Annotated in this window: 13 protein-coding genes; 11 read left to right on the top strand and 2 right to left on the bottom strand. The window is 43.2% G+C overall.

Features of this window, described 5'->3' with window-relative positions:
- Positions 1–344: 344 nt before the first annotated feature.
- The 8 genes from ACFSYC_RS13520 to ACFSYC_RS13485 all read left to right on the top strand — a co-directional run bounded on the left by ACFSYC_RS13520 (position 345) and on the right by ACFSYC_RS13485 (position 15,603).
- The gene (locus ACFSYC_RS13520; protein WP_377128551.1) at positions 345–3,302 is read left to right on the top strand and encodes a chemotaxis protein CheB; all 2,958 of its coding nucleotides are present in this window, start codon (positions 345–347) and stop codon (positions 3,300–3,302) included.
- A complete protein-coding gene (locus ACFSYC_RS13515) occupies positions 3,302–4,834 on the top strand; it encodes a PAS domain-containing sensor histidine kinase (RefSeq protein ID WP_377128548.1) in 1,533 nt (510 codons plus the stop codon). The genes ACFSYC_RS13520 and ACFSYC_RS13515 overlap by 1 nt, the downstream gene beginning before the upstream one ends.
- Positions 4,835–4,837: 3 nt before the next feature.
- Entirely contained in the window at positions 4,838–5,860 is a 1,023-nt protein-coding gene (locus tag ACFSYC_RS13510; RefSeq protein ID WP_377128545.1) for a chemotaxis protein CheB, read from the top strand.
- Between the two features lie 11 nt (positions 5,861–5,871).
- Positions 5,872–6,522: a response regulator gene (locus ACFSYC_RS13505; RefSeq protein ID WP_377128542.1), complete on the top strand. Its 651-nt coding sequence runs from the start codon at positions 5,872–5,874 to the stop codon at positions 6,520–6,522.
- A 100-nt stretch (positions 6,523–6,622) separates the two neighbouring features.
- A complete protein-coding gene (locus tag ACFSYC_RS13500) occupies positions 6,623–7,003 on the top strand; it encodes a response regulator transcription factor (protein ID WP_377128539.1) in 381 nt (126 codons plus the stop codon).
- Positions 7,004–7,475: 472 nt separating this feature from the next.
- Complete coding sequence (locus ACFSYC_RS13495) at positions 7,476–8,126, top strand: response regulator (protein WP_377128536.1); 651 nt, start codon at positions 7,476–7,478, stop codon at positions 8,124–8,126.
- A 616-nt stretch (positions 8,127–8,742) separates the two neighbouring features.
- On the top strand, positions 8,743–14,391 hold the full coding sequence (locus ACFSYC_RS13490) for a HAMP domain-containing protein (protein WP_377128533.1): 5,649 nt from the start codon (positions 8,743–8,745) through the stop codon (positions 14,389–14,391).
- A gap of 3 nt (positions 14,392–14,394) precedes the next feature.
- The gene (locus tag ACFSYC_RS13485) at positions 14,395–15,603 is read left to right on the top strand and encodes a hybrid sensor histidine kinase/response regulator (protein WP_377128530.1); all 1,209 of its coding nucleotides are present in this window, start codon (positions 14,395–14,397) and stop codon (positions 15,601–15,603) included.
- Between the two features lie 91 nt (positions 15,604–15,694).
- Here the strand turns inward: ACFSYC_RS13485 and ACFSYC_RS13480 are convergent, their stop codons facing one another.
- Positions 15,695–16,192, bottom strand: a complete 498-nt coding sequence (locus tag ACFSYC_RS13480; RefSeq protein WP_377128527.1) for a DUF6265 family protein — start codon at positions 16,190–16,192, stop codon at positions 15,695–15,697.
- A gap of 103 nt (positions 16,193–16,295) precedes the next feature.
- Between ACFSYC_RS13480 and ACFSYC_RS13475 the strand changes: the two genes are divergently transcribed.
- Complete coding sequence (locus tag ACFSYC_RS13475; RefSeq protein WP_377128524.1) at positions 16,296–16,544, top strand: hypothetical protein; 249 nt, start codon at positions 16,296–16,298, stop codon at positions 16,542–16,544.
- Here the strand turns inward: ACFSYC_RS13475 and ACFSYC_RS13470 are convergent, their stop codons facing one another.
- Positions 16,545–18,113: a hypothetical protein gene (locus ACFSYC_RS13470; protein ID WP_377128522.1), complete on the bottom strand. Its 1,569-nt coding sequence runs from the start codon at positions 18,111–18,113 to the stop codon at positions 16,545–16,547.
- A 113-nt stretch (positions 18,114–18,226) separates the two neighbouring features.
- Between ACFSYC_RS13470 and ACFSYC_RS13465 the strand changes: the two genes are divergently transcribed.
- On the top strand, positions 18,227–18,961 hold the full coding sequence (locus ACFSYC_RS13465) for an ImuA family protein (protein WP_377128519.1): 735 nt from the start codon (positions 18,227–18,229) through the stop codon (positions 18,959–18,961).
- A gap of 2 nt (positions 18,962–18,963) precedes the next feature.
- On the top strand, positions 18,964–20,466 hold the full coding sequence (locus ACFSYC_RS13460) for a Y-family DNA polymerase (RefSeq protein ID WP_377128516.1): 1,503 nt from the start codon (positions 18,964–18,966) through the stop codon (positions 20,464–20,466).
- Position 20,467: the final 1 nt, after the last annotated feature.

Genomic DNA, 20,467 nt, shown 5'->3' with positions numbered 1-20,467 from the left:
TTTTTTTAGCTTTTTAATTATATGAGTTGCATGTTTCGAACCATCAATTAGCCAAATCAATCGTAACCTTTGACGTCCTATTTTGAAGGGTATATTGCCTGAAACTTTATGAAGCCCGGCAAGGTAGTATTTTCGTACCACGAGCACCTTAAATCGTTTAATGTTACCAATAACATTGCTGTTGACACTTTCGATAATTAAATAAATCGCTACTTTTACGAATATTAACCCTTGAGTCTGACAAAATCAAAAGATTAATTAAGCCGTACCTACCTGCCTCTAGCGTAAATATTTTGGCTACTTAACGTTACCAATCTTATTTTACCGGTAAACCTAACCAAACTATGCCTGAAAAACAGAAAAGTGAAAAAAAAGAAATAATGCCAACCACGGTAAGAAAGCCAAACTCAACCCTCAGGCAGCCGAGAGGCAAAGCATTCCCTATAATTGCTATCGGGGGATCGGCCGGCGCTTTTCCGGCCCTTGAAAAATTTTTTACACATATGCCCGCAGATAGCGGGATGGCATTTGTGATTATAATGCACCTTGACCCAAATCATAAAGGTCAGATTGCCGACATACTTAGAAACTACACACACATGCCTGTCCACGAAGCGACGGACGGCTTGCCGGTAGAACCGGATCAAATTTATGTGATACCGCCAAACAAAGATATGGGGATTCATAACCGCAAGTTGTTGCTGTTGAATTTTACAGCACCAAATGGTTTCAGGCAACCTATAGATTACTTTTTTCAGAGTCTGGCCGACGACCAGTGGAATCGTGCGGTATCTATTGTACTATCTGGTATGGGATCTGACGGCGAAACCGGTGTACGAATGATTAAAGAAAAACTGGGAATGGCCATGGTGCAGGATCCAGATACCGCCCAATACAACAGCATGCCAAAAGCATCTATTGGCACTAACCTGGTAGATTACATATTAGCACCTGAGGAGATGCCGATTAAGCTGATACAGTATCTTAATCACCCGGTTTTATCAGAAGAGCCTACCGAGCAGGCGCGCTCAGAAATACGTAACACCAACTCTATTCAAAAAATCCTGATGTTGCTGCGCTCACAAACCGGGCATGACTTTTCATTATATAAAAAGAGCACCATCAACCGCCGGATAGATCGCAGGGTTGCTTTTCATCAACTACCAGACTATGTGCATTATGTTAATTATCTGCGTGAAAATCCACAGGAGATTGATGTACTTTTTAATGAATTACTGATTGGGGTTACCAAATTTTTTAGGGATGCACCCGCATTTGTTTCACTTAAGAATAAGTTGTCTGATCTTATTCATCAAAAGAAAGCAAATGATCCAATCAGGGTGTGGATAGCGGGCTGCTCTACAGGCGAAGAGGCCTATTCTGTGGCCATGCTATTGATGGAGTGTGTTGATGAGTTGGGTAAGAAAAAGATGCCAAGAATCCAACTTTTTGCTACAGACCTTGATCAGGAAGCCATAGAACACGCAAGGCAAGGGATGTACCATGGAAATATAGCCACGGACGTATCGCCCGAGCGATTAGAGCGCTTTTTTATAAAAACCGAGGGCTATTACACCGTAAAAAAGGACCTACGTGAGATGATCGTTTTCGCGCAGCATAATCTTATAAAAGATGCCCCTTTTACGCGGCTGGATTTACTAAGCTGCCGAAATGTAATGATTTACCTTACCAATGAGCTTCAAAAAAAGATCATACCGGTTTACCATTATTCGCTTAACAACAAAGGTATAATGTTTATGGGTCCGGCAGAAACAATAGGCGGATTCACCGAGCTTTTTACATCCATAGATCCCAAATGGAAATTATTTGAACGCAAGGAAGGCAGCGCTGCCTTAAATAAGATGATAGACTTCCCGTTCCATGTGGCCAAACAACCTGCGGCAGTACTACGGGTCGAAGAGTTTGAAAGATCATCAGCCAACAAATTTTCTGTGGCAGAAACTTTTAATAAGATTGTGCTAGAGAATTTCAGCCCTCTGTCAGTACTTATTAATGATAAAGGCGACATTTTATACAGCAATGGCAAATCTGGCAACTACCTGCAAATGCCACGTGGCGAAGCATTGATGAATATCCATAAAATGGCCCGCGAAGAATTGCGCTACGTGCTGGGAAATGTAATCCACCAGGCTCGTAGTCAGAAAGGGCTTGTTAGCTTGCATGAAATTAAGATTCCCGATGGTTCAGAAATTAAACTGGTAAGCTTGCATGCCAGCCCACTTGAAGATACGGGCTTACAGGGCATGATGCTGGTAGTGATTGAAGAGCGCGGAGTTGTGAAAAAAAGCAGCAAAAAAGGCGCGGCTATTAATAGCGGGCGCAATTTGGCTGCAGAAGACATGGAAAAAGAGCTGGTTTATACTAAACAACAGCTAAACAGCACCATCGAACAGATGGAAACTTCGCTCGAAGAACTGAAATCTACCAACGAAGAGTTGCAGAGCACTAACGAAGAACTACAGAGCACCAACGAAGAATCGCTAACTACGAAAGAAGAAATGCAGTCGCTCAATGAAGAATTGATGACGGTGAATGTTCAATATCAGGCCAAGGCCGAAGAACTAAGCCTGTTGAACAACGACATGAAAAATTTGCTTGATGCCACCGAAATTGGTACTGTTTTCCTGAATAACAACCTGGAGATACTGCGCTATACGCCGCCCATTAAGAAAATGTTTAACATCATACCTGCAGATATTGGCCGCTCACTTTCTGATATCGTTTCGACGTTTGACTTTGATCCTATCAAAGAGGCTATCGGTGAGGTGATAGACAGACTGGCCACCCAAGAGTTAGAAATAAAAACCAAAAATGACGACTGGTATACCGTGCGTATTATGCCTTACCGCACGCTTGACAACTTTATTTCAGGCGCGGTGCTCACGTTTACGTTGATTACCCTTCATAAACAAATGGAATTTAAGCTTAATGCTTATCAAAACTATGCAGCCGGCATCATCAGCAGGTTTCTTTATCCCGCATTGCAATTAGATAAAGACCTGTTGGTTACGGCCGTAAACGATTCTTTTTTACAAACCTTTTCGGTAAGCAAAAAGTTACTGACAGCCGAATCTTTTGATAAGTTTATCGCCCACCATTGGAAATCTGCCGAACTTACTGCCTTAGTTTTAGAAAGTAGCTTAACGAGCAAAGAGGTATCAGGCAATTATCAAATTAATGGTAATACCTATAAACTATTAACAAGTCCTTTTGTTGACACAATGACCGGGCTGGCATTAAACATACTAATAACGCTGCAGCCGGTTGATAAGGAGAGGTAATGACCCAACAAAAAGCAAACAAGGGACCGTTTTCAAAACTTCGTGCGGGTGCAGAAGGCGTACTGGACAAGAGCAATACCCCCACTAATGGTTGCAACTATCAGGACTTAGATGCTATTGTACAGGAATTGCAGGTGCACCAGATTGAGCTGGAGATGCAGAACGATGAGTTGCGGATAGCCAGCGAAGAAGCAGAGTTGCAACGTTTAAAGTTTGAAAGCATTTATGACCTTGCCCCTATTGGCTACTTTATCCTTAACAACCAAGGCATTATTGAGGAAGTGAACGCGGCCGGCGTAAAAATGCTGAGAGCGGGGCGCGCTGCTATTAAATTAAAAATGCTCCAAGCCTTTGTAAGTGAAGAACACACGGATAAGTTTTACCGGTTTTATCGCCGACTGGTCACTTCTCATGACCAGCAGAGCTGTCAGTTAAAGCTTATTACTCACGAGGGCCAAAACCTATATGTGTTATTAGAAGGCAGGGCAGTACCAATATCCTCCAAATGTTATGTCGCAATGGTAGATATCACCGAGGGAATCGAATCGCGACAGCACCTTGCCGAAACCAAGGATCGTCTTGAACTTGCCCTTGAAGCATCTTCGGCCGGGACCTGGGAACTACATTTGCCTTCCATGCGTTTTTTTCTCGACGAAAATAACCAGCGCATTTGTAACGCTACCGAGGGGGGCTTCCAAGAAACCTATACCTCTTTTATTGACCTGGTGCATCCTGATGACCGTTTTAAAATAGATCAGCACTTTCGCACCGCCATCAACGAAGAAAAAGAAATAGATATAACCAGTCGGTTCACCAACGGCGACAAGCAATGTGTGGCCAATATCCGCGGCCACCTTGTAATGGGTGCCGCCGGCGAACAACGATTTGCCGGTATAATGTGGGATATTACCGAAAAACGACGACTGGAAGAAAAGGCATTACATGCCGAACAAAATGAAAGGAAGCGGATAAGCGAGACCCTGCACGACAGCGTAAGCCAGTTATTATACGGTATTAAGTTGCAGTTGGGCCAGCTGGACAAAACAAGCAAGCCTGCGGCTACAGAACGCCTAAACCAGCTACTGGAGATGGCAATTAAGGAAACCCGTAATATATCTTTCGAACTTGCCCCATCTACCCTAGCCGACTTTGGACTGCCTGCCACCCTGGCTGAGTTAAGCGAGCGATTATCGACCCCGAAAATGAAGATAACCGCTATGGTTTCGGGGTTTGACCGGCCGGGCGACCCATTGCTGGAGAGCACCATTTTTAGAATAATACAGGAATTGGTGAATAATTGCATGAAACATTCCGGAGCCAGCTATGTACGAATCTCGCTTAAAAAAAATAAACATATCGAAATAACCGTAAGTGACAATGGCGACGGATTTATGTTAGATCATCCTGACCACAGGCCCCGCGGAGCCGGTTTGGCCAGTATTAAGAACAGGTTGAATGTGTATAATGGCAACTTGATGCTTGATACAACGCCCGGGCAGGGCACAACCGTTAAAATCACCCTTAATGGTTAATTTATGAGTAATTTGAAACACATTATTGTCGTAGGAGCCTCGGCAGGCGGCTTTCAAGCTATCACGAATTTGCTTTCTGTGCTACCTGACAAGCTGCCTACGGCTGTTTTCGTGGTGATGCATTTAGGTAAAGGTTCATCATCCAAGTTTATTAGTGAACATTTTGACAAGTTTACATCCTATGAGTGCCGCATACCCGAAGATCATGAAAAGATAGCGGCCGGCACGGTGTATATCGCTCCGCCAGACTTCCACATGCTGGTTACACGTACCGAAATTCGCCTGATTAAAGGTGCAAAGCAAAACCGCTTTCGGCCTGCTATAGATGTATTATTTCGTTCGGCTACCGCGGCGTTTGATTCAAGTGTTATCGGGATCGTTTTAAGTGGAATGATGGATGACGGCACGTCGGGTATGTCTGCTATCAAGCGTGCCGGTGGTATCTGCATCGTGCAGGACCCGCAAGAAGCGGCTCATCCGGATATGCCTGAAAACGTTTTAAAAAACGTTAATGTTGACCATCAGGTACCTGTTGCGGATATGGGTTATATTATTGACGACATATTTTCAAGACCACATACAGCAGGCCTGGCTATACCTGACGATGTGAAGCTTGAGGCAGCTATGGACGAAAACATGGGTAGCAACATTGAGGCTATGAACGGATTAGGTACCCACAGCAACTATGTGTGTCCTGATTGCGGCGGTAATTTATGGCTGATACAAAACGAAGATTCACATCGTTTCCGTTGCCATACGGGCCACGTATACACCAGCAATGTGCTACTGGAAGAACACCAAAAGCATCTGGAAGAATCACTATGGGTGGCAATACGAATGATGGAGGAACGAAAAGACCTTTTAATTATGGAGCAAGGTGCAAAGCACCTGCTAGTTAAAGAAGAACTAGATCTGCCTATTCAAATGCTTAAGGCTTTGATTGATACTTTTGATGAACGTCCGCCGGCCAACGAAAGTCCTCTTAAAGCTCAAACAAATAGCGGCAATAACAGTCTTGAAGCTTAAATCAACTTATTATGATCAATATCATTTTAGCGGAAGATCACCATATCGTCAGAGACGGACTACGGCTATTATTCCAGGGCGAGGCTGAATTTAATATCGTCGCCGAAGCCAAGAATGGCGCGGAGGTGCTTGAGTTACTAATTAATGGCTTACAGGCTGATGTACTTATTACGGACATCAATATGCCATTATTGGGCGGGATTGAACTGACTGATGCCATTCAAGAACAGTATCCGGCGCTAAAAACCATTATTTTAAGCGCACTTGATAACGAGAAGTATGTTATAAAAAGCTTTAAAGCCGGCGCCAGCGGATATATATTAAAAAGCGTTACAGCCGAAGAATTAAAATTCGCCGTAAAACATGTTTTTAACGGTAACCAATATATTTGTTCAGAAATAGCCAGCCGGTTTTTAAGCCGCCTGATCATGATGCCTGAACCCGGTAAAATGCATGATCTTGAGGACGTCGCTTTTTCGGACCGGGATATTGAAGTGCTTTCTTTACTTGCCGCCGGCATGACCAACCAGGAAATTGCTGATCGCCTATTTGCCAGCAAACGAACCATAGAAGGTTACCGGGAAAACATGATAACCCGCACGGGTATGCGCAATACAGTAGCGCTCATCCACTTTGCTGTAAGCCACGGCATTATTAATTAACTAAAAAGAAAAATACCGTATTCAACTTCGGCTTTTAGCCGTATTAATACAGGTATGTATAGTTGCCTGCATGCTACTTTTGTAGCCTAATGATTAAACTATGCAGAAAAAAATACTGGTAATTGATAATGATATTGACATACTTGATGTAATGTACGAGGTGTTGAAATACGAAGGATTTGATGTTAAGGCGGTTTTACATACTACAGATATTGTACAACTGGTAGACGATTATCAGCCGGATCTTTTGTTAATAGATTACATACTTGATGGTGTAAACGGCGGCGAGATCTGTAGTCAGATTAAAGCCCAACATAACACCACCAGCCTGCCTGTTATTCTGATCTCTGCATATCCAAAAGCTGATGATGCATCAAAACAATATTGTTGCAATGCCTTTATTTCAAAGCCATTTGATTTAGACCACTTAACCGGCCAGATAAACCGGTTATTAACGCCATCTGCTCAATATGTAAACTGAGCTCATCACTTTGAATAGCAACTTAGCATCAGCATCGTGTTCTTTGTTCCTTGTTGGCTGTCGCCACAGAGGCCAGCAGATATAACCAAACGAAGAAGCTGAAGCTTTTGCTTTAATACTAATACCGACTGCAAAGTTGTCAAAGAGGCCACGCACCCTTAATTATACAAAATATCATCACTTTATAATTGGCACTCCCCACCCTACCCGTGGGCGATGGGGGCAACTAATACTTATCTCTGAAAGTAATGGAAGGCCAAGCCCGGCAAGGTATTACAGAGTAAATTGCCGGGGCGGCTTAGCGGCGAACATGTACCCAGTACGACTTCGATTGATCACTCGGATTGGCCAAACAGGTTTAGCCGATTATAAGAAAAACTCCTGACATCCGCTCTTAATATTTGACACCGTTAAAATTAACTACTACTAAAACCCTGATCGATTTTTATTGTTCTAATAAAAAAAGAATTTCATGATTCGTGTTTTAATAGCTGATGATCACCACGTGGTCCGTTGCGGTATCCGTCAATTGTTAGAGAATGAAAATGGGTTTATCGTCTCAGGCGAAGCAGCCGACGGTAATGCAGCCTTAAAATTATTAGAAAACGGCGTAGAAGCCGACGTCCTGTTAGCTGACGTAAATATGCCCGGCATGGACGGTTTGGAGCTAACACGCAACATACGCCAGACTTATCCGGAGCTCAAAATAGTGTTGCTTACTATGCAAGAAGAGGAAAGTTATATTCAAAAAGCTTTTGGTGCGGGTGTGCAAAATTATGTGTTCAAAACTGCAGGTACAGAAGAAGTAATATTTGCCCTTAAACAAGCTGCATCAGGTAAATCCTACGTTTGTTCTAGTTTAACAGAACGGTTGATAAAACAATCTGGTGAGATACATTCCACCTCGCAAATAGGCGAAACGTCTGACATCAAGTTTTCAAAACGCGAGATGGAAGTAATAGAACTTATGGCCGAAGGTCATACTAACGAAGAAATTGCTGATAAGCTATTTACCAGCCGCCGTACGGTTGAGGGCCATAGACAAGCGATGATTGATAAAACCGGTTGCCGGAATTCCTTAGCGCTTATTCGATTTGCAATGCGTCATCGTTTATTGCAATAACCGTCTTTGAATTGCAAGCCTTTATATACTCTCAAACCAAATCGACGCTTAAGTAAATTAAGCGGTAAATAGTTGATAGGGAGTAGTGCCATAATAGTTGACACGAACGATTAAAAGCACTTGCCACGTTAACACAAGAACCAAAGGCAGACTTGACCCACGTGAACCTCAAACCCCAATGGCGACAAATACTTTTACTATTTAGCATCATTCACGGGGTAAATTGGTCTAGCTTTAAATCTTTCAACCGTTTTAATAGTTTTCTTTTAAATAACTGTTTAATTTCTGGGTAACCAATACCGTGCATTACTCCTACCGTAAACATGAAGGGTTACCCACAGCATGTTTGTAAAATTGCTGTGGTAAAATGTATGTTGATAATATCGGTTCAATATTGTTGGTGGAAAAAAAACAAGATCAAAATCCTGGAAAAAATATATTTTCTTAAAACATTTTTTTGCAATATTGCTTTATCAAACATTCATTATTACCATGATAAAGCTTTAGCAATCAGAGAATATAGATTATTTCTTTTTGATAAAATATTTTAATAATTGCGATATTTTATTGCCTTTATTTTGGTAATTGTTTTTTTACCCCATAACCAACCTGTCCAATGAAAGACGATGTTTTAGATGAAATATTAGATACCAGAGGCGTTATCGATGAGCAGCCCACTGACGGTCTTGATCTAAAAGAATTATTAAAAGTTTTGTCGCTTGTAAAAAACGGGCGAATTAACGTAAGAATGCCGGTAACGCAAGCCGGTATTAACGGTCGAATATGTGAGGTGCTTAATGACATCATTGATATGAACGAGCGTTTCATTGAAGAGATATCTTCGGCCGAAAAAACCATTGGTAAACGTGGTAACTTATCTAAACGTATTGAGCTGAAAGATGCTAAGGGCGAATGGGCAAGTGGTGTAAGCTCATTAAATAACCTGATAGAGGATCTTACCTCGCCTACTCTCGAAATCGCGGGGATGATTAACTCGGTTGCTAATGGCGATCTCTCTAAACACATCCCTTTAGAAATTAAGGGACACCCTCTTAAGGGCGAGTTTTTGCGTATCGCGAAAGAATCTAACCAAATGCTTTCTAAACTGCAGTTATTCTCTATGGAGGTGACGCGGGTAGCAAGGCAGGTAGGCTCAGAAGGTAAATTAGGAGAGCAGGCTAAAATAAAAGGCGTAGCAGGCGTATGGGCCGAGCTTACTGACTCTGTAAACCAGATGGCCGGTAACTTAACAGCCCAGGTGCGTAACGTAGCTGCGGTAACTACCGCGGTAGCTAAAGGCGACCTTTCTCGGAAGATCACGGTAGAGGCCAAAGGCGAAATATTAGAATTAAAAAACACCATCAATACGATGGTGGATCAGCTAAACTCCTTCTCATCCGAAGTAACCCGGGTGGCGCTGGAAGTAGGTACAGAAGGTAAACTCGGCGGACAGGCTAAGGTGCCGGGTGTTGCGGGCACGTGGAAAGATTTAACCGATTCGGTAAATCGTATGGCGGGTAACTTAACCTCTCAAGTACGTAATATAGCGGGGGTAACAACAGCTGTGGCCAATGGCGATTTGTCCAAAAAAATTACAGTGGATGTAAAGGGCGAGATGCTTGAGCTTAAAAAAACCATTAACACGATGGTGGATCAGCTAAACTCATTCGCGTCCGAAGTAACACGTGTGGCGCTCGAGGTAGGTACTGAAGGTAAACTGGGCGGCCAGGCCCGTGTAAAAGGTGTTGGTGGGGTATGGAAGGACCTGACCGACTCTGTAAACCAAATGGGTAGTAACCTTACTGACCAGGTGCGTAATATTGCCTGGGTAACTACCGCGGTAGCAAAGGGTGACCTTTCGCGAAAGATTACGGTGGATGCCAAGGGCGAGCTCCTTGAACTGAAAAACACCATTAACACGATGGTGGATCAGCTAAACTCTTTCTCTTTTGAGGTAACCCGTGTAGCCCGCGAGGTGGGCTCAGAAGGCCAATTGGGTGGCCAAGCCAACGTACCGGGTGTAGGCGGTACGTGGAAAGATTTAACTGACTCGGTAAACCAGATGGCGGGTAACTTAACTGGCCAGGTGCGTAATATTGCCGAAGTAACCACAGCTGTGGCAAAGGGCGATTTATCAAAAAAAATAACGGTTGACGTACAAGGCGAAATGCTTGAGCTGAAGATCACTATCAATACCATGGTGGATCAGCTTAATTCATTCGGCTCTGAAGTAACACGTGTGGCTCGTGAGGTAGGTTCGGAAGGGCAATTAGGTGGACAGGCCAATGTGCCCGGCGTAGGCGGTACCTGGAAGGATTTGACCGACTCGGTGAATAAGATGGCCGACAACTTAACGTCGCAGGTACGTAATATTGCCGAAGTAACCACAGCGGTAGCTAAGGGTGATCTTTCGCGTAAGATCACGGTAAATGCCAAGGGAGAGTTACTGGAGTTGAAAGACACAATTAACACCATGGTGGACCAGCTTCGGGCGTTCGCTTCCGAAGTAACACGTGTGGCGCGTGAAGTGGGTTCGGAAGGGCAGCTTGGCGGCCAGGCAAACGTGCCGGGCGTAGATGGTACCTGGAAAGATTTAACGGATTCTGTAAACAAAATGGCGGGCAACTTAACGGCCCAGCTAAGAAATATAGCGGATGTATCAATAGCGATAGCGAATGGCGACTTATCCAAAAAAATTACGGTAGATGTAAGGGGCGAGATTCTACAATTGAAAGAAACCATCAACACCATGGTGGATCAGCTACGTGGTTTTGCGTCTGAAGTAACGCGTGTTGCACGTGAGGTAGGTACCGATGGTAACCTGGGCGGACAGGCCTTTGTGCCGGGGGTAGCGGGTACCTGGAAAGATTTAACCGATTCGGTAAATCAAATGTCCAGCAACTTGACCTCGCAAGTACGTAATATTGCCGAAGTAACCAAAGCAGTGGCCAGCGGCGACTTATCTAAAACGGTAATTATTGACGTTAAGGGCGAGATTATGGACCTGAAGAACACCATTAATACCATGGTGGATCAGCTTAATTCATTCGCATCCGAAGTAACACGGGTGGCACGTGAGGTCGGTACAGAAGGTAAGCTTGGTGGCCAGGCGCACGTAAAAGGTGTAGGTGGAACATGGAAAGATTTAACGGATTCGGTAAACCAAATGGCATCCAACTTAACCGGACAGATCCGGGGTATTGCCAAGGTTGCTACCGGCATTGCGAAGGGAAATCTAAAACAACGCCTATCTATTAACGCATTAGGTGAGGTAGCGCAGCTTACAGATACCATAAACGAAATGATTGATACGCTTGCTGTATTTGCTGATGAGGTAACTACAGTAGCACGTGAGGTGGGTGTACAGGGTCGCTTAGGCGGGCAAGCTAGTGTGCCGGGCGCCTCAGGCACGTGGAAGGATTTAACGGAGAACGTAAACCAGTTGGCCCAAAACCTTACCACCCAGGTACGTTCAATTTCCGAGGTAGCGTCGGCGGTAACCAAGGGCGATTTAACACGTACTATCCGCGTGGAGGCTAAAGGTGAGTTGGAAGCCTTGAAGGACACGATCAACCAAATGATTGCCAATCTTAAGGGAACAACACTCAGGAACCATGAGCAGGATTGGCTAAAATCTAACTTAGCTAAATTTGCGCAAATGCTACAGGGCCAACGCGACCGAAATGCGGTAGCGAATAAGGTTTTGTCTGAGCTTGCCGAACTGGTAAATGCTCGTTATGGCGCCTTTTATATACTTGAACAACAAGAAAGCGTTGACGAAGCTAAACTTAAACTTTTTGCCGGTTATGCACAAAAAAGCCGAAAACTGATAGATCAGGAATTCTCAATGAGCGAAGGCCTGGTTGGCCAGTGCGCGAAAGACAAGGAACGTATCCGGCTATCTAACGTACCCAATGAATATTTGCAGATCAGCTCGGGTATCGGCAACGCCGCTCCTATCGACTTAGTAATACTACCGGTGCTTTTTGAAAATAACGTCAAGGCTGTTATTGAGCTGGCATCATTCGAAAATTTTAGCGATACGCACATCGACTTTTTGGATCAGTTAACAGAAAGTATTGGTATCGTATTAAATAACATTGAAACCAACACCCGTACAGAAGAACTATTAAGCCAATCTCAATCACTTGCCGGCGAGCTTTCAGCACAGCAAGAAGAATTAAGAAGAGCTAATGACGAACTACATGATAAAGGACGATCATTAGAAGAAAAAGCCGAGCAGTTAACGCTGACGTCTAAATATAAATCAGAGTTTTTGGCAAATATGTCGCATGAGTTGCGTACCCCGCTAAATAGCTTATTAATTTTGGCGCAACAACTGTTTGAAAATCCGGAAGGTAATCTTACCGAAAAGCAAAGGATGTTCGCCAAAACAATACATTCTTGCGGAGATGACTTGATACAGCTTATTAATGATATCCTCGATCTATCCAAGATCGAATCGGGTGTAATCGCTGCTGATGTTATGCCGGTTAGCTTTAAAGAGATCGCTTCGTTTGCCGAATCTACTTTTAAACCGATCTCCGAAGCTAAGAACCTTAAATTTGAGATTGAGTTAGAAGACACATTGCCAGAATTAATGGAGACGGATATGCAACGTTTGAACCAAATTCTGAAAAATTTGCTATCTAATGCATTTAAATTCACCGAAAAAGGCAGGGTTAAGCTGCATATATTCCGACCGAATGCCGGCCAGGAGAACCCGCTGGAGCATGACGCGGTTATCGCATTCTCCATTGAAGATTCGGGAATAGGTATATCTAAAAACACACAAGGCATTATTTTCGAAGCCTTCCAGCAAGCCGAGGGCTCTACCAGCCGTAAATATGGTGGTACGGGGTTAGGGTTATCCATTAGTAAGGGCTTTGCCGAATTGCTGGGTGGTACCATTACCGTTGGTAGTGAATTAGGTAAAGGCAGCGTGTTTACCTTATTTCTGCCTTTAAAATATAAAGAGGAAAGATCTGCACTGGTTAATGTAAAAGAACTATATCCTGTAATGCAACAACGCACTAATGTGCTCGATACGGCAGAAATAACCATGCCTGATGACCGTCACAATATTTCTGCCGATGACAGGGTCCTGCTGGTTGTAGAAGACGACTTGCGTTTTACCGAGATATTGATTGATAAAGCGCATGATTTCAACCTTAAAGTGGTAGTTGCCATTAACTATTTGGAAATATTTGACAGTATTATTAAGTATAACCCTATCGCAATAACCCTTGATGTCAATATGCCCGAATCTAACGGCTGGAAATTATTAAAGCTCCTTAAATCAGACATTAGTCAAAGGCATATTCCTATACATATTATTTCCGGCGAGGATAATAAACTCATGGCGATAAAATCGGGCGCGCGATCTTTCCATTTAAAACCTTTGTCCAATACTTCGTTAGATCAGTTGATCACCGATATCGTTAGTTTCCATGAGAATGTAAAAAAACGAGTATTGATCATCGAGGACAACGAAAATGAATTGGAACGATTAACCGAGCTTCTGTCCGGTGATCGTATTGATATTTTTAGTTTTACAACGGCAAAAAAAGCGCTTGCCGTATTAAAAAAGGAGTTGTTTGATATTGTGATTATGGATTATGTTTTACCGGACGCCAACGGCCTTGAGCTCCTGCAGAAAATTAATCTGTTAAAACAGCCGCAAACTACAATTATCCTGCACTCTGCCCGGGACTTTACGCAAGACGAATTGATACAGTTAAAGCGGATGAACCATAAAATCATCACCAAAACCCCGTCATCACATGTATCATTACTGGAAGAATTAATAGTATTACTCCATATTGATAAAAAACACGTTGATGAAAGCAAGCTAAAGTTGATTGACGGCATCAGAATAAAGCATGATGCATTAGACAACAAAAAAGTGTTGGTGGTAGATGACGACGTGCGTAATCTATTTGCATTAACAGCTGTTTTTGAACGGTCTAAAATTGATGTTATTACTGCTGAAAGCGGCCGCGAGGCCCTGGAAATTCTAAACAAAGACAAAGGCATTGACATTGTACTGATGGATATCATGATGCCCGAAATGGATGGGTATGAAACCATTCAGATCATCAGGAAAGAACCAAAGCATAAAAACCTGCCAATCATAGCAGTAACCGCAAAAGCCATGATAGGTGACAGACAGAAATGCATCGCTTCAGGAGCATCGGATTACATTACCAAGCCTGTAAAAACAGATCAATTATTATCATTAATGCGCGTGTGGCTGATTAAATAAACAATGGCTATTAAAATACTATTAGTTGACGATAATGAGAATAATCTGCTGTCTATCGAGGTGGTGCTGGAAAAGGAGAAATATGAATTTCACCGGGCAACATCTGGCAAAGAGGCTTTACGTATTTTACTGAAAGAAGAAGATTTTACGCTGATTCTGCTGGATGTTAAAATGCCAATTATGGACGGGTATGAAACCGCTGAGTTAATTTATCAACGGGATAAACTTAAGCAGATACCGATCATTTTCATTACCGCTCATGATTACGAAGAGGCAGCGATATTTAAAGGTTACAAGGCAGGTGCGGTAGATTTTATTCGTAAACCATTTAACGCAGAAATATTACGCTCTAAAGTAGCGGTGTTTACAGAGCTTTATAGAAAAAATCAATTATTACGGCAGCAAGAAGAAAAGGTACAGGCTATTAACAACCAACTGTTAGAGCTTAATCAGGATTTAGAACGGCGTGTATTAGAGCGCACAATGGAGCTGGAAAATTTAAATCAGGAGCTTCAGGCGCTTAACTTGTCTAAAGATAAATTCCTGTCTGTTATTTCGCATGATTTGCGCAATCCGCTTACATCGTTATTAATTTCTTCTGAAAACCTTGATCAGGACGCGGAAAAACTTCAGGCTGGCCAGATTAAACTTTTGGCAGGAATAATTAACCGGACCTCAAAAAAAATATTAGGCCAGTTAAATGAATTAGTAGAATGGGCAAAAAACCAAAGGGAAAAAGTTAATTTTCAACCTGAAAAATTACATCTCACACAAGGCATCAACGAATCGCTTGAATTATTAAAAGCAAATGCCAGCCAAAAGGAAATACAATTAATAAACCAAACGCCTGAAGCTATTTATATCCAGGCAGACCCGTTGATGTTTCGCTCCATTTTGCAAAATCTGGTTACTAATGCCATTAAATATACTCCGTTTGCCGGCAATGCAATTACTATTTCTGCACAGCCGTTGCAAGGAATGGTGGAAATATGTATACAAGATTTTGGCGTAGGCATGTCAACAGAAACCCGCGACATGTTGTTTGGCCGTACCAGCTACGCATCATTATTGGGCACTAATCAAGAAAAAGGCTCAGGGTTGGGCTTAATGTTGGTAAGGGATTTTGTTATGCAGCATGGTGGTAGCATCAATGTAGAAAGTGAGCTAAATAAGGGTACCTGTTTCCGGTTTACTATCCCCATTGCTGATTGAAAAATCCTACCGCAGTCCATAAATTGGTAGTTCTTTATTGGATGGTTATTTAAAGATCAACTAATTGACAAGAGTACTTCTTTTACAACTGCTATTTAACCCTATTAAACACAAATAAATCCTTAAAAATCCATTTACCATTTTCCAGGTTACCGCGGGCTATGGCGAATTGGTTGGCGGAACGTTTTTCATACAAAATGCGCAAATCGTCATTTGGTGTTTTAAATATTGCACGGTCCTTAGCTGCGTCAACAAAAATATATTTGTTTGGGCTTTCTTTCTCCTCCTGCCCTATCAGGCCCGGTTTAAAGTGTTTTACAAACGACACCAACCCTTGGGCTGATTGCTCGTAAGCTAAAATCTCATAAACATCTATCTTATCGCCGTTCATCATCCGCATAAAGCCCACTATATTATCGCCGGCTGGCGCTACCCAAACCGCCTCTATGGTACGGCCCTCGGCCGGGCTGGCTTTCCAGTGGCCTTCAATAAAAGCGATATCAGCAAATGAACCACCTTTAGCTGTTTGAGCTAATGCATTATTTATAAAAGCTGCAAGAAGTACTAAAAAGGCAAAAATGTATCTCATGGCTCGGAGTAGTTAGTTATTTAAAGATATCAATTCCACTCGAATCTTCAAACTTTGGGACATCTGAATAGTTATTCTAAAACAACTATTAAATACTATAAACATGAACGAGCTAAATTTTCCCGACGAAATATTTGACAATTCATCCGAAGAAGAAAACCACCCTGAGTTAGGCAATCAGTCGCAAACCGGTGCAGCTACCGATATTGATCAGGAATATACTGACAGCACCAACGATATCGAGGGCGGTACTTTAGACGATGATGAACCGGAAAGCGATGCTACAGAGATTGACCCTGAATTTACCGACAGCACAGACGACGAAGACGACGACCTGTTGGATGAGGAGTAATCAATATCCGTGGTAAAGATATAGTGCGCCGTAAGTCCAATTTTGGCCTTGCATCCCCGGATAGTTAAAACGGTCCATAGTTAAGGCTATATATTTAAACGGATACCCCTCAGGCAGGTGTACAATATTGGGCCATACTCTTGAGCCCGAGGTATCATTCCAAGGCGGCAGGTCCATTTTAAGTATACCCGTTTCCTTCAATTCAGGGTATGTATATATAAATAGCTTGTTTTCATTACTGCCAGAAAAGGCGTACAACTGCCCATCAACTCTTTGCAACGATGTACCGGTAGAGTTATGTGTAACAGGGCCGGCAATTTGTTTGTACCCCCGGTCCCATTCGTCTGATTCTGATAAGATTGCCTTGTATCCATTTTGATTGGTACATGATATCATGCGCCATTTTTTGGCCCGGGCATCATACAGCATGTGCGGATCCTCCATATCGCCTACCATCTGAAAAGGGCGGGCATTCATTATTGAAAAGCCAAAGCGAGGGTCACGTTTACTTTCAATAATCAGCAATTGTTTTTTCTCCTTTTCGGGATTGGCATAAGCGCTGAAACCGGTGGTTACCCCGCGCCACATTTTGTTTTTACGATCAAAAAACAAGTGAGATGCTACCTCGTTACGCAATATACCGTCGTTACGATCAAACACAACAATACCCTCAAACTTGATATCGAATACCGATGGGTTCATACTAAAAACGCCCTGCAAAGCATGCGGCAGACCACGCCCGCGAATAGACATGGTATACCATAACCTCCCTTGATCTATCATAGGCTCGCCGTCCTCATAAGTAACGGGCCTTATGTCTGCCAGCCGCATCCCTGCAGTTAAAGCAATATCTGCCCTACTTATTTTTATTTCGCCGTTTTTGGTACCCAAGTAAAGGTTAGTGTGAAAACCATTGAGGTATTGCTTGCCACGCAGGTCAGCCTGTTTATTATAGTCGGCTTGCGCAATCACTTTTGGCAAGCCCTTATTTTGCGAATACATTACTAACCCACTACCCAACATTTGTAAAATAATGCCATGGCCTATTAAACCCGGTTCCTTATTATTAACTGCTATCGATCTATCGGCCACAATCTCCTTGTTTCGTATCACTTTTAAACGTACATCTGTTATCAAGGTGTCTTTAAATGTCGCATAAACCAACATTCTTTCAGCACGATTGGCATCTGTAAATTCAAAACCCACAAAGTTTTCACCTGTGGCAAATGCAAGATCAATAATATACGTTGCAAAAGGGTTAAATCCACCCAACCATATTGCAGTTTGTGTTTCATCATGTGATTGAACGATCAGCATATTTTGATCGGTTGATACCACCGCTGCTGTTTGGCCAGGTTCTGGTTGGTTGGGATGCATTACCGCCAAACCAATAATGGTTTCGGGCTTTAAGGTAGCCAGGCTAACAGCTTGCTCCCTGTCAAACACCAAACGTTTTACACCCTGGCGCGTAAACTTGATCTGCTCGGGCGTAGTTTTAGTTTGAGCTTGTGTTACAGGGCTTAGGATAAGCAATGCCACAGCACTTATAATGGATCGGATAATTTTCACTCTGCAATTTATTAAAAAATCATATTGGATAGACTGGTATTTTAATCCGCCATGCACAGATAATGTTGAAAAACAATATTGCAAAATACTAAAAATATTAGCAATTTTGTTTTATGCTAAATGCTCAAAAAGATATTGTAAGTAAACTGCAAAAAGATATTTTGGCATGGCAGGGTTTTAGCCTACCTAAAGTAAATAACGTAAACAGTATGGGTTTGGGTCCGCTGGAATCAGCCTTCCCTAATGGCATCTTTCCTACCGGCACCATTCACGAAATGCTGTGTTATACTTTAAACAATACTGCTGCTACCTGCGGGCTATTATCAGGTTTATTAGCCTCATTAATGGCACAGGGCGGCACCTCTATCTGGATCAGTACTTCGCGCAAGCTTTACCCATCGGCTTTAGGCGCTTTTGGTGTTGATGCCGGGCGTTTTATTTTTATTGATGTGCAGCGGGAGCGCGATATTTTATGGGTGATGGAAGAAGCCCTGAAATGCGAGGGCCTGGCGGCAGTTATTGCCGAGATAAAAGAAGTGAGCTTCGCACAATCGCGCCGGCTGCAGTTGGCCGTTGAAACCAGTAAGGTTACCGGTTTTTTATTGCGGAATGATGCCAAAAAACTGGGCGCCACCACCTGCATGGCCCGCTGGCAGGTAACACCACTGCCCAGCGCACTTGAAGAACATATGCCCGGCGTAGGGCTGCCGCGCTGGCAGGTAAAATTGTTACGCGTACGCAATGGCACCCCGGGCTGTTGGAATTTGCAATGGACCGGCGACAGCTTTTTATCGTTTGATGAACAATTACAGCAAGAAACATTAACAACAATAAGGCAAGTTGGATAGTTATGCAAAAACGTTTTGTATCACTTTGGTTTCGTCATTTATTGACGGACTGGCTTACGCTCCGCCAGCCCGAATTAAAATTAATACCTTTTGTTTTAGTCGCACCAGAACGTAACCGCATAATAATAACCGCCACCAACATCCTGGCCGAACAACAGGGTATCACTGTTGGCATGGCCTCTGCCGACGCTAAAGCCATCATTCCGGACTTAAAAGTGATTGATCAGCTTCCAGAAAAAGCAGATAAATTATTAAACAGGCTTGGCGAATGGTGCATCAGGTATACTCCGCAGGTAGCACTTGATGCACCTTGTAGTTTGATAATGGATGTTAGCGGCTGCACGCATTTGTGGGGCAGCGAGCAGCAATACCTGGCACATATGCTCAATCGTTTTCGTGCCAAAGGCTATGATGTACAAGCTGCTATGGCCGATACTATTGGGGCTGCCTGGGCAGTGGCGCATTTTGGTAATACAGATGCGGTTATCCCTCCTAATGACCACATAAAAGCCCTTTTACCCCTGCCGCCCATTGCTTTACGACTGGACTATACCGCGCTTGAGCGCTTGCGTAAATTGGGATTTTACGCTATAAAAAGCTTTTTAAGCATAAAACGATCTGCCTTGCGCAGGCGCTTTGGCAATGAGTTTTTGTTACGGATAGATGAGGCCTTAGGCAACGTGGACGAGCCATTGCAGTTGATCCATCCAATTGAAGCGTATCATGAGCGCCTGCCCTCGCTTGAACCGATAAGGACTGTCGAAGGGATTGAAATTGCTATTAAAACCTTGCTGCAAAGTATTTGTGAGCGACTGCGCGATGAAGGTAAGGGACTGCGCACCGCCGTATTGAAATGCTACAGGGTTGATGGCGGGCTGGTTGGCGCAGATATTGGCACTAACCGGCCATCGCATAATATTGAACACTTGTTTAAGCTATTCGCGTTAAAAATTGACAGCATTGAGCCGGCACTTGGTATTGAGCTGTTTACGTTAGATGCTTATAAAATTGAGGATGTATCGCAGGATCAGGAAGTACTTTGGGTATCTGATAGTTGTGACCTGCATAGCAATGATTTGGCTGAGCTGCTTGACAGGGTGGGTAATAAAATCGGGATAGAAAACATCCGCCGGTACCTGCCTTATGAAAGTTACTGGCCAGAACGCGCGCTTAGAAAAGCAACATCACTAACAGAAAAACCGGCAACCACCTGGCGAACCGGCCGACCGCGACCATCTATAATTTTACCACGGCCCGAACCTATACAGGTAACTTTTAAATTACCCGATGACCCCCCAATACTATTCATTTATAAAGGCGAACGGCATGAGGTAAAAAAAGCAGACGATGCCGAACGTATTGAATGCGAATGGTGGCAAAGCAAACGTCCGCATCGCGATTATTATGTGGTAGAGGATCAGCAAGGCCGGCGCTTTTGGCTGTTTCGATCGGGACATTATACCGACGAAGGTGCTAAATGGTATCTACATGGATTTTTTGCTTAGG

Origin of the sequence: Mucilaginibacter antarcticus (assembly GCF_042686155.1) — a bacterium.
GTDB classification, from domain to species: Bacteria; Bacteroidota; Bacteroidia; order Sphingobacteriales; family Sphingobacteriaceae; genus Mucilaginibacter; species Mucilaginibacter antarcticus.
This window is presented reverse-complemented; position numbering and strand designations above follow the sequence as displayed.

Coding starts and splice junctions, on each gene's coding strand:
- ACFSYC_RS13520 (WP_377128551.1), top strand. CDS start 345: ATGCCTGAAAAACAGAAAAGTGAAAAAAAAGAAATAATGCCAACCACG.
- ACFSYC_RS13505 (WP_377128542.1), top strand. CDS start 5,872: ATGATCAATATCATTTTAGCGGAAGATCACCATATCGTCAGAGACGGA.
- ACFSYC_RS13465 (WP_377128519.1), top strand. CDS start 18,227: ATGCTAAATGCTCAAAAAGATATTGTAAGTAAACTGCAAAAAGATATT.
- ACFSYC_RS13475 (WP_377128524.1), top strand. CDS start 16,296: ATGAACGAGCTAAATTTTCCCGACGAAATATTTGACAATTCATCCGAA.
- ACFSYC_RS13480 (WP_377128527.1), bottom strand. CDS start 16,192: ATGAGATACATTTTTGCCTTTTTAGTACTTCTTGCAGCTTTTATAAAT.
- ACFSYC_RS13490 (WP_377128533.1), top strand. CDS start 8,743: ATGAAAGACGATGTTTTAGATGAAATATTAGATACCAGAGGCGTTATC.
- ACFSYC_RS13485 (WP_377128530.1), top strand. CDS start 14,395: ATGGCTATTAAAATACTATTAGTTGACGATAATGAGAATAATCTGCTG.
- ACFSYC_RS13515 (WP_377128548.1), top strand. CDS start 3,302: ATGACCCAACAAAAAGCAAACAAGGGACCGTTTTCAAAACTTCGTGCG.
- ACFSYC_RS13495 (WP_377128536.1), top strand. CDS start 7,476: ATGATTCGTGTTTTAATAGCTGATGATCACCACGTGGTCCGTTGCGGT.
- ACFSYC_RS13460 (WP_377128516.1), top strand. CDS start 18,964: ATGCAAAAACGTTTTGTATCACTTTGGTTTCGTCATTTATTGACGGAC.
- ACFSYC_RS13510 (WP_377128545.1), top strand. CDS start 4,838: ATGAGTAATTTGAAACACATTATTGTCGTAGGAGCCTCGGCAGGCGGC.
- ACFSYC_RS13500 (WP_377128539.1), top strand. CDS start 6,623: ATGCAGAAAAAAATACTGGTAATTGATAATGATATTGACATACTTGAT.